General features: G+C 70.0%; 11 protein-coding genes and 4 pseudogenes. 8 read left to right on the top strand and 7 right to left on the bottom strand.

All coding sequences use genetic code 11. The annotated features are described in order from the left end of the window. Positions 1 to 425 precede the first annotated feature (425 nt). On the top strand, positions 426 to 1,364 hold the full coding sequence (locus AQI88_RS00480) for a L,D-transpeptidase (RefSeq protein ID WP_066991509.1): 939 nt from the start codon (positions 426 to 428) through the stop codon (positions 1,362 to 1,364). A gap of 105 nt (positions 1,365 to 1,469) precedes the next feature. Here AQI88_RS00480 and AQI88_RS00475 read toward each other — a convergent pair whose 3' ends face one another. Next, on the bottom strand, positions 1,470 to 1,910 hold the full coding sequence (locus AQI88_RS00475; protein ID WP_107118419.1) for an ROK family protein: 441 nt from the start codon (positions 1,908 to 1,910) through the stop codon (positions 1,470 to 1,472). A 168-nt stretch (positions 1,911 to 2,078) separates the two neighbouring features. Here AQI88_RS00475 and AQI88_RS48955 point away from each other — a divergent pair. Then, positions 2,079 to 2,378: pseudogene (locus AQI88_RS48955) on the top strand (WD40 repeat domain-containing protein); the annotation flags it as partial. A 93-nt stretch (positions 2,379 to 2,471) separates the two neighbouring features. Here the strand turns inward: AQI88_RS48955 and AQI88_RS00470 are convergent. Next, positions 2,472 to 2,951: an SRPBCC family protein gene (locus AQI88_RS00470; RefSeq protein WP_208615687.1), complete on the bottom strand. Its 480-nt coding sequence runs from the start codon at positions 2,949 to 2,951 to the stop codon at positions 2,472 to 2,474. A 245-nt stretch (positions 2,952 to 3,196) separates the two neighbouring features. Here AQI88_RS00470 and AQI88_RS00465 point away from each other — a divergent pair, with 245 nt between their 5' ends. Then, a complete protein-coding gene (locus AQI88_RS00465; RefSeq protein WP_066989914.1) occupies positions 3,197 to 4,309 on the top strand; it encodes an ABC transporter substrate-binding protein in 1,113 nt (370 codons plus the stop codon). 47 nt (positions 4,310 to 4,356) lie between these two features. On the opposite strand, the pseudogene AQI88_RS42505 reads toward AQI88_RS00465, so the two are convergent. The 5 genes and pseudogenes from AQI88_RS42505 to AQI88_RS46960 all read right to left on the bottom strand — a co-directional run. Next, positions 4,357 to 4,488, bottom strand: a pseudogene (locus AQI88_RS42505) (LysR family transcriptional regulator); the annotation flags it as partial. A gap of 164 nt (positions 4,489 to 4,652) precedes the next feature. After that, positions 4,653 to 6,438, bottom strand: a pseudogene (locus AQI88_RS00460) (SpoIIE family protein phosphatase). A gap of 51 nt (positions 6,439 to 6,489) precedes the next feature. After that, positions 6,490 to 7,170, bottom strand: coding sequence for a class I SAM-dependent DNA methyltransferase (locus AQI88_RS00455; RefSeq protein ID WP_066989910.1), 681 nt, complete (start codon positions 7,168 to 7,170; stop codon positions 6,490 to 6,492). A 151-nt stretch (positions 7,171 to 7,321) separates the two neighbouring features. After that, a complete protein-coding gene (locus AQI88_RS46965) occupies positions 7,322 to 8,296 on the bottom strand; it encodes an NAD(P)/FAD-dependent oxidoreductase (protein WP_066989907.1) in 975 nt (324 codons plus the stop codon). Between the two features lie 49 nt (positions 8,297 to 8,345). Continuing rightward, positions 8,346 to 9,269: a hypothetical protein gene (locus AQI88_RS46960; RefSeq protein WP_159050276.1), complete on the bottom strand. Its 924-nt coding sequence runs from the start codon at positions 9,267 to 9,269 to the stop codon at positions 8,346 to 8,348. 430 nt (positions 9,270 to 9,699) lie between these two features. Here AQI88_RS46960 and AQI88_RS00430 point away from each other — a divergent pair, with 430 nt between their 5' ends. The 5 genes and pseudogenes from AQI88_RS00430 to AQI88_RS47345 form a co-directional block, all read left to right on the top strand. Beyond that, a complete protein-coding gene (locus tag AQI88_RS00430; RefSeq protein ID WP_066989893.1) occupies positions 9,700 to 10,149 on the top strand; it encodes a hypothetical protein in 450 nt (149 codons plus the stop codon). A gap of 309 nt (positions 10,150 to 10,458) precedes the next feature. Next, entirely contained in the window at positions 10,459 to 11,001 is a 543-nt protein-coding gene (locus AQI88_RS47350) for a hypothetical protein (protein WP_244183999.1), read from the top strand. Between the two features lie 288 nt (positions 11,002 to 11,289). Further along, positions 11,290 to 12,009 (top strand): FAD binding domain-containing protein, encoded by a 720-nt coding sequence (locus AQI88_RS00420; protein WP_066989890.1) that lies wholly within the window; start codon positions 11,290 to 11,292, stop codon positions 12,007 to 12,009. Positions 12,010 to 12,244: 235 nt separating this feature from the next. Next, positions 12,245 to 12,874, top strand: a complete 630-nt coding sequence (locus tag AQI88_RS00415) for a hypothetical protein (RefSeq protein WP_066989888.1) — start codon at positions 12,245 to 12,247, stop codon at positions 12,872 to 12,874. Beyond that, a pseudogene (locus AQI88_RS47345) lies at positions 12,871 to 13,126 on the top strand (hypothetical protein); the annotation flags it as partial. The gene AQI88_RS00415 and the pseudogene AQI88_RS47345, both read left to right, overlap by 4 nt. Positions 13,127 to 13,228 lie beyond the last annotated feature (102 nt).

Raw genomic sequence — 13,228 nt, 5'->3', positions numbered from 1 at the left:
CCGGCGGGCTACGGGCTACGCGTTCGCGTTCTGCTCGGCGGCGTCGCTCCTGCCAGGCATTCTGTGTCTGCCCCGTCGAGATGTTCCGGGCAAGCGAGAAAGGCATTCACCCGCAGGTCGAGACAGGCACCAGGGCCGATCATGAACCGCTGTCCGTGACGCACGCCGAACCGGAGTTCTCCGGCGGCGCGGACGCATCCTGACGCGCCCCGAAGGCGGGAGGCGACGATGTCGTACCCCTCGTCGCCCCGAGCCGGCGGTGCGCACCGAGTTTTGGGACACGCTTTACCCGGCGCGCGCAACTGCGGCCCGCGCCCTCGCTGTCTGACAGGGAGTCGGGCCCGTCAGGGCCGAGGAACGAGAGAGCGGGGCTGGTCGTGGGACGGCGCAAGGGCGGCATAGGGATCGCGCTCGTCACGGGTGCGATGCTGGTGGGCGCGAGTGCCTGCGGCGGGGGCGGCAGTGACAAGGCGGGCGGGGACGACGCAAAGGCGCCGGGCAAGCCGGGTGCGAGTGCCTCTCCGTCACCGACGAAGCCCGCGGGCCCGCCGATGCTGCTGGAGACGATCACTCCGCAGACGGGAACCACGGTCGGCGTGGCCATGCCGATCTCGGTGGTCTTCACGAACCCGGTGTCGGCAAAGGCCCGGGCCACGGTGGAGAAGCACATGAAAGTGAGCACCTCGCAGCCGGTGGCCGGCGCCTGGCACTGGTTCGGCGACCAGCGCGCCGACTGGCGACCGAAGACGTACTGGCCCTCCGGCACGAAGGTGAAGATCGACGCTGACATGAACGGCGTCAGCAACGGCAACGGACGCTACGGCGTGCGCAGCTACACGCACACCTTCAAGATCGGCGACGACGTACGCGCGGATGTCTCGGTGACCGGCCACACCATGAAGGTGACCCGCAACGGCAAGGCGGTGCGCACCCTGTCGATCAATGCGGGCAGCCCGCAGTACCCGACGTGGAACGGCACGATGGCCGTCATCGACAAGCAGGAGAAGGTCCACATGACCTCCTGCAGCGTGGGCATCAGCTGCGACAAGGGCAGCCCCAACTACTACGACCTGACGCTGCCCTGGGACATTCACCTGACCCAGTCCGGCACCTACGTGCACTACTCGACCGGCGACCCCAATCCGGGCAGCGGCAGCGCCCGCGGCTCGCACGGCTGCGTCCACCTGTCCATGGCGGACGCCAAGTGGTTCTACGGCCAGGTGAAGCAGGGCGACCCCGTCACCATCACCGGCTCGACCCGTGCCAAGGCCTCGCCCGACAACGGCTACGCCGACTTCAACCTGGGATGGGACCAGTGGCTCGCGGGCAGCGGGTCCGGGGAGGGGACGACCGCAACGCTGTGATGCGCTGCGGTGGTGACGCCGGTCAGCTGCCGGCTCGTGTACGTCACTCTGCCGGTGGCGCTGTTGCCGGCCTCACCCACGTCGGCTCGGTCACCGCCTCGGGCGTCACCACGCTGCGGGGCCGGTGATCCGGCCGGTCAGCGCGGCACGGATGGCGAGAGCCGCTCCGGAGCGGGCCCACTCGCCGACGTCGAACGGCTGGATGTCGAGGCCGATCTGCGAGGGGTCGCCTGTGTAGGACCGGGCGATGCCCTCGGGCATCCGGTCCGCGGCGACTTCGTACAGCGGCAGACCGTCGCCGGTCAGCAGTACCTTCTCCGGGTCGACCGGATTGGCCACGGTGCCGATCACGGTGCCCAGCGCGTATGCCGCTTCGCCGAACACCCGCTGCGCGGCGGCGTCGGCATCGCGAGCCCGGGTGATCGCCTCGGTGTAGTCCGCGGAGCCGAGCGCACGCACTGTCGACTCGTTCGTGAGACAGCTCGTGGCGCAGCCCCGGTGGCCCAGTTCGCACACCGGGCCCTCGGATGCCGCCCCGCAGCGCATCACCCTCTGGGATCTGACCCGGGACCGCCCGCGCACCAGCTTGGACCTGGCGGCCCCGGCCGGCGCCCCGAGCCTCGTTTCCCTCGCCCTCGGCCCACGCGGCCGCACCCTCTGCGCAGCCCGTCTCTCGGCCACCGCCACGAGAGGACTCTCGCGGGCCTGAACAGCATGCACCTGGCCGTCCGCCCCGACGGCCGTCTCCTCGTGGGCGACCACCGCGTCGCCCGCCTGCCCTCCGGCCCGGGTAACGGCGTCGGTCTGGTCCAGGGTGCCCCGATCGGGGCACTGGCCTTCTCACCGGACGGCACCCGACTGGCCGCGGGCGACCAGACCGGCCGGGTCGCCCTGTGGGACGGAGACGTGCACCGTCGCGCCGGCATCCAGGACAACGTCTTCCCGCCGCCTCTCGGCGACACCCCGGAAGAGGTCACCGCCCTGGCCTTCTCACCGGACGGCCGCACCCTCGCGGTCGGCGGCGACGCCGGAACCCTGCACCTGTGGGACACGGCGCCCCAGCAGCCGCTCGACGACCCGCTCCCCACACCGGGCGACGCGATCACCTCAGGACGTCGGTGCGGCAAGCTCGGCCAGGTGGTGCAGCGAGTTGGTGAGATGCTCAGGTCCGAACGGTGGGAACTGGATGTACTCCCGGATGGACTGCGGCACCGCCGACCAGTCGTAGGTGAGCGTGACCTCAGTCTCGGACGGACCGAGCGGCGCAAGGTCGTAACGCCAGAGCCAGCCGCCGAACTCCAGGTGACCGTCGTCCTTCTCCTGTCCCGTCAGCCAGCCGATGTTGCGCGGCGGGTCGAGCGCGTGGATCTGGTTGGCCACCTGGTAATCACCGTCTGGATGGTTGGGGTGGTACATGTGCATCCGGAAAATCTGTCCCACCTCGGTCAGCGGCGCCCGGTCGACAGCTTCCTGAACCCAGCCGGTGCCGTCGATCGCAGCATGGGTCGTCGGGTCCGCCAGCACCGCGAACACCCTCGCGGCGGGCGCGGCGACAGTCAGGGTGGCGCTCACGTTCTCCTGGTCCACGGTGTGCACGCTCCTTGTCATCTCATCTCGGGCCTCCCGCCAGGCGCGGAAGGGGTTCCCACCATGCAGACGACCCGGCGGGGCAAAACTCATCGGTCGTGTGAGCGGAACCCGCGCCCGTGCCACCCATGGCGGGCTTGCGAGGGCCGACAAATAATCGGTTGCCTGTGGGCGATGGTGGTGGATGCAATGTCCGGCGATCCGGGCGAACTGCACACGGATGGTCACACGGGAGACGCCAACGCATGACTACGCCACCATCGCCGTCTGGAGCGGAGCGGACTGACGGATCATCCGTCCGGATCGGCGCTCTCGTTCCGCTGACCCGGCCTGGCTGGATCGAGGCAGGCCAACACCTGCTCGCCGGACTCGAGCTGGCCGTTCGCGACGTCAATGACGCCGGCGGGATCGTCGGAAGACCACTCGAGCTGGTGGTCCGAGACACCGCGGCTGATCCACAGAGGGCCGCGGAGGCCGTAGATGAACTGGCTCGCCTGGGCGTGGCTGCCTTGGCGGGGGAGTATCACAGCGTCGTCGCTCGCGCCGCTGCCGCCAGGGCCGACGCCCTCGGCCTGCCCTTCCTCTGTTCGTCAGCGGTTCTCGACGCGCTCACCGAACAGCCGACGGAATGGGTCGCGCGCCTCGCCCCGGCGCAGTCCCACGGCTGGCAGATCTACGCGGACTTCCTCCTCGGCGCGGGCCACAGCCGCATTGCCGTAGCGGCCCAGCCGAGTGTCTACTGGGCATCCGGAGCTCGCATTCTGCTGGACTACCTGGCTCCACGCGGCGGCACCGTCTTCGAACTCGACATGAGCGCGCTCACCCCCACAGCCCTGTGCGACGAACTCGTCGACCATCGCGCGACAGCCCTCCTTCTTCTGGTCGGCCACCCGGAGCCGGCGGTGTCGATCGTCAAGTCTGTCCGCCGCGACCAGCGCCTCGCCGAGATCATGATCGGTGCCCCGGCCGGGCAACCGGAGTTCGCCGAATGGGCGAGGTTGCTGGGCGACGACAGCACCGCGATCCCGTTCTTGCGCTACCTTCCCGAGCGCCTCGGCCCACTCGGTGCACGAGTCGAGACGGCCCTCCGGGAGCGGCTGGCCCAAGCGCCCTCCTTCGTCGCCTTCGAGGGCTACGACACGGTCGCCGTCCTCGCCGAGGTGCTGCGTTCTCACGGTGCGGACTGGGCGCGCACCGCCGAATCCTGGCCGCGCGTTGCAGTCGAAGGCACCCGCGGGCAGATCCAGTTCTCCCGCACGCCAGGCATCAGCGTCTGGCAATGGGCCTGGTCGCCAGTCCAAGTCGTTGACCGAGATCCGGCGGAACCCGATCGCTTTCGGATCCTTCACGCCGGCTGAGAGAGCATGGAGTGTGCCGATGGCCGCGCCCTGCCCACCCCGAGTCACCGTCCGTCGATGGTGAGCTCGGCGCCGCGCTTGGAGACGGCCTGCTGGGTGACCGCCAGCTCGGCGGCGGCCTCCTGGCACTGTCCCGCGTCGGCGACGGCGACGAAGGTTCGGACGGTGTCGAGGTCCACGCCGACACCCTGGTGGCACGACGCCGGTGCGGGAGCTGCGGTCCGCCTGCTGTGACGGCTCGCTTTTCGGTTTTCTGGGAGGGCTGCGTCATGAACTCACCGGGGCTGGCAAATATTTCCTTAACGACCGGCGGCGTGGGCCTGCTTTGCGCCAAGGACGCAGGTCACCAGCTGTCCGGCAACGCCATTTCGAACCAGACGACTTTGCCCGTGCTCACTCTGGTCGCCCCCCAGCGCTGTGCCAACTGGTCGACCAGGAAAAGCCCTCGGCCGCCCTCGTCACTCAGCTGGGCATGCCGCATCCTCGGTACCACCGGGCAGTCGTCGCCCACCTCGCAGCGGAGTGTGTCCGCGCGGAGGAGGCGGAGCGTGATCGGCCGGGAAGCGAAGCGCACGGCATTGGCGACCACCTCGCTCACCAGAAGCTCCGTGGACTCCGCCAGCGAGTCGAGACCCCACTGGTGGAGGGTCCTGCGAGTCAACCGGCGCGCTCGTCGCGCAGTCTGCGGATGAGGAGCCATGTACCAGTACGCGACCGTCTCCGGCAGCAGTCCCTCGAACCGGGCGGCGAGCAGTGCGATGTCGTCGTCGCGAGCCGCCGCTCCGAGGGTGCCGAGCGCTACGTCGCACAACTCCTCCGGTGCCGGTGGCGCGGCTCCTGAGGCGGCTGCCTCCAGCCGCGCGCGCAGCTGCTCCATCCCGGTCAGCACGTCCGAGCCGCGGGACTCCACCAGGCCATCGGTGTACAACAGCAGAGTCGTTCCGGCCGGCGCAGGTATTTCGGTGGACTCGAATCCGCCGCTGCCCACGCCGATCGGCGCTCCGGAGGGAATGCCGGGGATCTCCGCGCTGCCGTCGGCGTGGAGGAGCACCGGCGGCAGATGGCCGGCGTTGGACACCAGGAGTCGGCAGAGCACGGGGTCGTACATCGCGTACAGACAGGTCGCCGTGTGTTCGCTGCCCAACCGCACTGCCTGCTCGTCGAGATGGTGCATGACTTCGTCCGGGGGCAGGTCGAGCCCGGCCAGGGTCTGCACGCTGGTGCGCAGCTGTCCCATGATCGCGGCCGAGGTGATGGAATGGCCCATCACATCGCCGATGACCAGGGCGATGCGGTTGCGCGGCAGCGGGATCGAGTCGTACCAGTCGCCACCGACGTGGGCCGTGTGAGAGGACGGCAGATAGTGACTGGCCAACTGCACACCGGGCAGCTCCGGCAGCGAGGGCGGCAGCATCGTGCGCTGCAACGTGTCGGCTACGGATGCCTCACGCTCGTACAGCATCGCCCTTGTCGATCGCGAGAGCGGTGTGCGTGGCCAACTGGGAGGCGACGAGCAGATCGTCGCCGGTGAAGTCGGGCCGACCGGCCGTGCGGATGAGGACGACGCTGCCGAGGACTTGGCTGCGTCCGTGCAACGGAGCCAGGATCAGGCGACTGCCATGCGACACCGTCCCAACGGTGTTGGCCGCTGGCAGCAACTCGGCGACCGCCTCGGAGTTTTCCGGGGTGTCCCCGAACACCGGTCGCCCGTCGTGCAGCACCTTCGCCAGTCTCCCATCGGCAACCGGGCGTACGACGCCTGCCGCCTGGGCGAGGGGAAGCCGCGCAGAACCATGGTCCACCGTGTGCAACTCCAGGGCGCCGGGGCTGACGGCCTTGTCGTCGCCGACCGGTAGCGGGGCGTGCAGATGGATGATCGCGGTGTCGGCGAAGGCCGGTACGGACACGCGGCACAGTTCGTGCACCGTCTCGTCGACGTTCACGCCCCGCGCGATCTGCCGGGTCGCAGTGTCGAGGTACCGCAGTCTGTCGGCCTTCGGCACGGAGACATCTGCCCCGGGTCCAAGCATGCCCCCGGCGGGTTCTTCCCCAGCAGACAGGATCCCCCCAGGAAGCGTGCCGGGTACCTCCACATCCGTACCCTCGTCCGCCCCGGAGTGCTTGGTCATGTGAGTCCCTCCAGCCGAGCCGCCCCCTTGTGGCGAGCGGGTCAGGCGTGGTCAGGCGTGCCGTCTGCAGCGCAGGAAGATCTGCACTTCGGGCTGGATGTCAGCCGCTGCCGGAGCGTACGAGTACGAGGATTCGTCGATGATCTCGAAGTCGGCAGCCTCGACCACCTCACGCAACTCGTCCCGCAGATAGCCGGAGACGCGGATGGTCCTGCCGATGAACGGGATCGGGAAGTCGTCCACATCGGCCTCCACCATCGACAGAGCGAAAAGGCCGCCTGGAACCAGGAGGTGATGGATGGTCCGCAAGGCAAAGGGGATCTCGGCGCGCGGCAGCATGAGGAGAGAGAAGAAGGCGACCACCGCGTCGAAGCGACCGAGGTCCCGGGGGCCTTTGGGGCGCAGCTCCGCGATGTCCACCGTGTGGAACTCACCAGCGGGTACGTGCTCGCGGGCGAGAGCGACCATCGTGGCCGACAGGTCGACGCCGACAACCCTGAAGTTCGCGTCCGTCAGCTGGCGGGCGGTAGGAAGCCCGGTGCCGCAGCCCAGATCCAGTACACGAGCCCCCTCCGGCAGCAGCCCGATGAGCCACTCCGCACACGCGACCTGCCCCTCCCGGTGCGGGAAGGCGGCGTCATAACGGTCACCGATGGCGTCGAACGCCTCTGCCTGACCCGTGCGGTCAAGCGGGAGACTCTCGTAGCGGAACCTGTCGTCAGGGCCGTCCAAGGTTGTTCTCCTTCAACCTCCCAAACATGCACTTTTTGTACTGCTGCATACATAAAGCTTCCTGTATGCCTCAAAGTACCAGCAAGGCTGGTGACGCACTCGCCCTGGCGGCTTTTCACTTCCCCCCATCTCGCCCTGCTTGCTCCGGTTCTCATGGGACCCGTACAAGGCTGCTGCCCCCTCCGCCTCCAGGACCCGGTCCAGGACCGCCGCGGCCAGCGAGCCCGCCGTCCAGCCGGACAGCAGGGCCCGCAGCACGCCGTGCGAGGACGCCGGGTCCAGCAATACCCCCGCGTCGCCCACCACGAACCAGCCCGGCCCGGCCACCCTCGGGCTCAGCCGCCAGCTGACATCCGCCGCCCTGGCCCCCCTCCGGCCGCAGCCCCGCGAACTCATCCGGGGGCCCGGCGCGCAGGCGCCGCGTCTGATCCGGGACGAAGTCCAGCCGCATCCACTGGTACCGACCCGGCGCCACCCGCGCGGTCGGGGTCCAGCCGGAGCCGTCCGCGACGATCGCGGGCGCGGCGTCGCGCCGCGGGCAGACCCCGGCCGCGTACCCGTACCTGACCAGCAGCCTCGGTGAGCGTGGCGGACCGGTCAGGCCCAGGGAGCGGGTCAGCCGGCGGGCCCGGCCCGTCGCGTCGATGACCGTACGGGTGCGCAGCGCCGTGGCAGCCCCGCTCAGCCGGACCCCGGTCACCGCCCCGGTCCGTACCGCCGGTTCCAGGACCCGGCAGCCGTGGCGGACGTCGGCGCCCGCGTGCCGGGCCCGCTCCAGGAGCAGGGCGTCCAGTCGCTGCCGGTCCGCCTGGAAGCCGTACCAGGGTCCGTTCGCGTCCCGTCCGAACGGCTGGAAACGGGGCGGCGCGCCCCAGCCGACGGTGATGCCGTCGTGCCGGGCCCGGACGGCGTCCGCGAAGCCGTCCGGCAGCAGCCGGGCCAGCAGTGTCTCGGCTCCCGGGTGAAGGGCCTCGCCGGGTCGTGCGGCCGGGCCGGGCGCGCGCTCGGCGAGGACCGTCCGTAGCCCGGCGGCCGCGCAGACGATGGCGGCCGCGCAGCCCGCGGGTCCCGCCCCGGCGATCAGGACGTCCGCGTCGGCGCCGGGATCGAGGTGGCGCACGTCCACGGCCCTCCGTCCCTGCTCAGCAGGACGGTCCGGCCGTCGGTGCAGGCCGTCACGTGCTTGGTATCTGCACCAGGACCTTCTGGATGTCATGGGGGTCCCGGCTCTGCGCCCCGGGCCGGTAGACGCGCGGCTGCGGGATGGGGACGCCGGAGCTGTTGGCCTGCTGTGCGGGCAGCAGGGAGGCGATGCTGTCACCGCGGAGGGAGAAGGGGAAGGCGTCGAGGTCCGTGCCAGTCCACTCGGTGGGGTAGCCCTGTTCCCGCTGGAAGAGGTGCATCCGCTTGAGCTTCTCGTTGACGAGGTGGGAGGCGAGGGAGAGGGTCGGGTCCAGGCGGTGGAGGCATTCGCGGCCCGGGAAGGGCTTGTGCAGGGGCACCCGGAAGGAGCGCTGCTCGTCGCCGCTGACGACGTCATGGGGGCCGAAGAGCCGGGGGTCGGCGCCGGTCACCTGCATGGCGACGTACGGGGCGAACCGCTGCGGCACCGTCCGGAAGACGAAGGGCTGCTTCGGGTCGGGTGAGGCGAACTGGCGGTTCCGGGCGTCGTAATGAGGTCCGGCGGTGCCCATGCGGGTGACGCCGGTCCGGGAGAAGCAGAGGTCGGCGTGGCGGCCGTGGCACGGCGCCGGTGGCGTCGCGGTAGTCCAGGGCGAAGACGACGACGCCGAGCGGGTTGTCCCCGGCGATCTCGCGCAGCCGGTCCAGGCTGGGGGGCCGGACCCCGTAGACGTAGTTCTCGACGGCCTCGCCTCGGCAAGGGTGGGGAGCGCGCCGAGGGTGCGGCCGCGACCGTCGGTGCGCACGGCCGCCGAGGCGAAGGAGTGGTAAAGGAGGCTGCGTGCCGGGCTGCCGGGTTCGATGCCGCGGGCGGGGCGCGTCGGGGCGAAGTCACCGAAGCCCGGGACGGTGCGGTCGAGTTCGGCGACAGGCTTGGCGAGCTCGGCGGCCAGGTCCCGGGCGCCGATGTCGAGCACGCCGCGGGTGACGGTGCGCAGGAGCGTGCGCCAGCCCTGGTCGGCGAGGCGGGCGCAGGCGTCGGCGACGGGCTCGAGGAGAGGTCTGGAGGCCGGCGCGGCTACGGCCTCGTACTGGACGGTGAGCCCGGGAAACCCGAGCAGGAGCCCGTCTGCGGCGGCCCCCTTCTGTGAACGCCCGAACGGACCAAGGGCTGTGGCTCAGCGGCGGCTTGAACACCGGACGAGGTGGGGACAGCCATCGCGCAGGAATGGTCTGCGGGTAGATCATTACGGCGACGGATTCGCAAGTTTGTCCGATTGGACCGAACTGTGCAGTCTTTGGCTATATCTCATCTTCTAAGGCGTCTGGCGAACGTAGAGGGTGGGATCCACTCCGGTGGCGACAGGCCAGCGGCGAGCGAACCGTGAGAGATAGGGAGTTACGCGCATGCCTCCGATCCCTGTACGGCCCGGCATCTACAAGATCCACGCTCACATCATCGGCCCGACCAGCCTGGTGACAGCCACCGAGTACGCCGTCAAGAACGGCGCTCCGGTCATCACCGACCGGCTCAACCCCCTCCCCATCGAGCAGGAGTGGGTCATCGAACCGACGGAGCCTGTGCCGGGGGCGCCGTATGTGATGCGACTCGCCCAGCACGATCAAGCGGGGCTCGTGGTCGCCGAGGAAAAACTCTGGGTCAACAACGTTCCGCGCGCCGAGTGGGCGCAGTTCACGTTCGAACATGTCATCGGCGGGGTCAAGATCCTGTCGGACAAGGGGCTCGCCCTGCGCGCGGGGCATCGTGGCGCACAGCTCGAACTCGTCGCACCTAAGCCCGAATTCCAAGAGACGTGGACATTGGAATTCGTGAGCCAGATCGGCGAGGAGGAGTAAGAGCAGGAGTAACACGGTGAGGGGTGGCCGGGAGCAGGCTCTCGGTCACCCCTCACCTGCGACGTCTGCCTGAACGCCGGCCTCGGTTGGGTCAACGTCTTCTGGAGGCATCAGAGCATGAGCGTGTTATTGCTTCCAGCCGCCCTTTGCGACGAGGCCGTGGCGAGCGTCCGCGATGAAGGTGACGTTGGGTTCGCGGTACATCAGGCTGCTGCGTCGGAGGTGTTGAAGTCGGCGGAGAGGTCCGTCTGACGACGGCGTATCGTTCGACAACGTCGTGGTCCAGAACAACCCGGATTGGCAGACGACATGCTGAGGATCGAAGAGCTGGAGGCCGTGCTGCCGTCGATGACGCAGTGGCGTGTGCCCGGCGGGCGGAGCGTGGACTGGACCGCCCTCGAGGCGGGCCTCGGGACGGCGCTGCCCTCGGACTTCCGCTCTCTGGCCGAGGCGTATCCGATCCTGGTCGTCGACGACTTCCTGAGCGTGTCCGTTCCCTCGCCCGGCGCCGAGGCGTCATGGGCGTCCGCGTCCAGGGAGGACGAGATCCTTCAGGATCTGTACGAGATGGGCGACACCGAGGACTACGTTCCCTTCCCGCAGCCGGGAGGCCTGATCTCCTGGGCGGATTCCTATTCGGGCGACACCTTCTACTGGAGGACGAGCTCCGCGGACCCGGACGCATGGCCGGTGGTCGTCCGCGGGGACAACGGCGACTGGTCGGAGTTCCCGGTCGGCGCCGTCGAGTTCCTGGCCGGCGTGTACGGGCGCACCATCGACGTGCCGGGCATGCCCAGGGACTTCCCCAGCGACTGCCCGCAGGTGCTGGGCCTGAGTGACCGCATCGACTGATCGGCAACTGATCCGCAACCACCTGTCCGTCGGAGTACCCCTCCTGCACCACCTTCAACAGGCGCGCGAACTGCGTCACCCGCAGTCCGGCGAACGTCCTGGCGCGATCCCGGTCCCTATCTCTGTCTCTGCGTCGAAGTCATCGTCGGCAGCGAGGGCGCACCGTGTGCTCGTGTGAGCCCTGTACGCGCCCCCGCCCTGGCGAGAAAACTGCCTTGCTGGCGGGCAGGTGGCCAAAACATCACCCTTCGCCGTCGTCCACGTCCTCAGAAAGGCAGGTCGGTCGCTGTGCTGTTGCGTCTGCCCACATCGGTGTCCGAAGCGCAGGAGTGCCTGGCCGAGGGGGCCGTGCCGATCGGTGGGGCGACGCTCATGTGGGCCACGTGGCAGCGGGACGGCTTTCCCGAACTGGCCATGTCTCTACGTGAGTTGCCTGAGGCCAACGTCCTGGGGCGGGAGACCGTGGGGGGCGCCGTGGTCCTGCACCGGATCGACGACCGGGTACCGGACGTACTGCGCCTGGCGGCCGCCACGGTGGGCACCGGGGCCGTGCGGCGGACGGCGACCGTCGGCGGCAACCTCGTCGGCAGCACCCTGCGCTGCCTGCTGCCCGCGGCGCTCGTGCTGGACGCCCGGGCGACGGTGCTGGAACCCGACGGCATCCATGAGACGGACCTGGCCGAGGTGGTGGCCAAGCGTCCTGTCCTGCTCAGCCTGCGCTGGCGTGAGCCGATTGCCTGCGCTTACCACAAACTGACCAGTGAGGCAGGGGGACCGCCGCCCCTCGTGGTCGCCTCGGCGGTGCATGCCGACGACGGTGAGGACTGCCTGCGGGTCGCCGTCCGCGACGGCTATGACGTGCTCAGCGGCAGCGCCACCTGCGACACCGAGGCCGAGGAGACCCTGCACGCACTGCAGGGGACGGCCCTCGGTGACCTCCCGGCCGCCGTGTGGGACGTCGTCCGCTCACAGGTCACCAGCCTTCTGGGCGGTTGCGGCGCGGATTGAGGAGGCGGGGAGCGCGACGGTGGACCTCGCGCCCGGACGGTGGTGAGGGTCGGCCCCGATCCGAACGAGCTCGGCGTCACCGACCTGAAGAAGGGCGTCGCCTGCCTCTGCGCCTACGCGCTCGCCGCCACCGGACCGGACAACGCCAAGCTGCGCGGATCATCGACTCTTTCGACCACCGTGGCAAGGACGGCGAGGGCCGCAGCGTCAACGACTGGACCGGCGTCGGCACGCCGTGTGCCGCAGGTGGCTCCACCAGCAAGACCGCGTTCTCGCCGAGGCCGTCGGCCGCTATGCGCGCCATTTCGCGGGGCACGACCTCATCGCCGCGCTCGCGAAGGCCGCCTGCGCCAAGCCGAGCAAGGCTCCCGCCCGCTCCTGCGTGGCCAAGGGCGCCTACACCTACGCGCCATCCGTCTTCGCCCAGTCCCTGGCCGTGACGGCACAGCTACGCCCCGGCGGGAAGGCGGCGGCCACACAGCCGATCGCCTACCTGGAGAGTCTTCAGCAGTCCAGCGGGGCCTGGCCGAGGCTGATCCCGTCCACGAAGGACTCCGACCTGCGCGCCTCCGCTCAGGCCGTCGGCGGAGCCATCTCCTTCGGCAAGCTGGAGCGCAGCCTGACCGGTACGTTCGCGCAGCCCACGCCGAGCCCCAGCGGCAGCGTCCCGGACATCGTCACCATGGGCCGGTCAGGCGGTGGCGACGGCGCGACGACCGTCGGTGGGGGTGGCAGCGGCGGAGTTCTCGCCTCCACCGGTGCCCAGGGCAGTGCCTTCGCCGCGATTGCCGCCCCGCTGGCGCTCGCCGGCCGGCGCACGGTGATCGTCGCGCGCCGTCGCACGGACACAAGGAGCGGACGATGAAGGGCGCGCGTCTGCTCCGAGTGCCCGCCGCGCTCGGCCTGACGCCCGCAGCGGTCGCCGCCACCGGGGCCCCGACCGTCGCCGACCCGCAGCCCATGGGGCGCTGCACCACCACCTCCGGCGTCGTCCTCGCCGTCGACTTCAGCCACTGGGGCGGCCCCATCCTGCGCTCCTGCGGGACGACATCGACAACGGACTGCGAGCTGCTCGACCAAGGCGGGCTGGAGCACCACCGGCACCGGACACGACGGCCGGAGAGCGACTTCTCCAGTCGTTCAGAGGGCGGGAAGCACGGCACCAGTGCTTCCCGCCCTTCCCCCTGTCACGCCGCGCGGGGGCCCTCACCCCTGCGGC

It is taken from the genome of Streptomyces cellostaticus (assembly GCF_001513965.1).
GTDB lineage: Bacteria > Actinomycetota > Actinomycetes > Streptomycetales > Streptomycetaceae > Streptomyces > Streptomyces cellostaticus.
Note: the sequence above shows the minus strand (reverse complement) of the source record. Positions and strands in the feature narration are given on the sequence as shown.

Bases quoted from the DNA above. Each gene is read 5' to 3' on its own strand.
- AQI88_RS00480 (WP_066991509.1), top strand. From the start codon at position 426: ATGCTGGTGGGCGCGAGTGCCTGCGGCGGGGGCGGCAGTGACAAGGCG.
- AQI88_RS00475 (WP_107118419.1), bottom strand. From the start codon at position 1,910: ATGCGCTGCGGGGCGGCATCCGAGGGCCCGGTGTGCGAACTGGGCCAC.
- AQI88_RS00465 (WP_066989914.1), top strand. From the start codon at position 3,197: ATGACTACGCCACCATCGCCGTCTGGAGCGGAGCGGACTGACGGATCA.
- AQI88_RS00430 (WP_066989893.1), top strand. From the start codon at position 9,700: ATGCCTCCGATCCCTGTACGGCCCGGCATCTACAAGATCCACGCTCAC.
- AQI88_RS47350 (WP_244183999.1), top strand. From the start codon at position 10,459: ATGCTGAGGATCGAAGAGCTGGAGGCCGTGCTGCCGTCGATGACGCAG.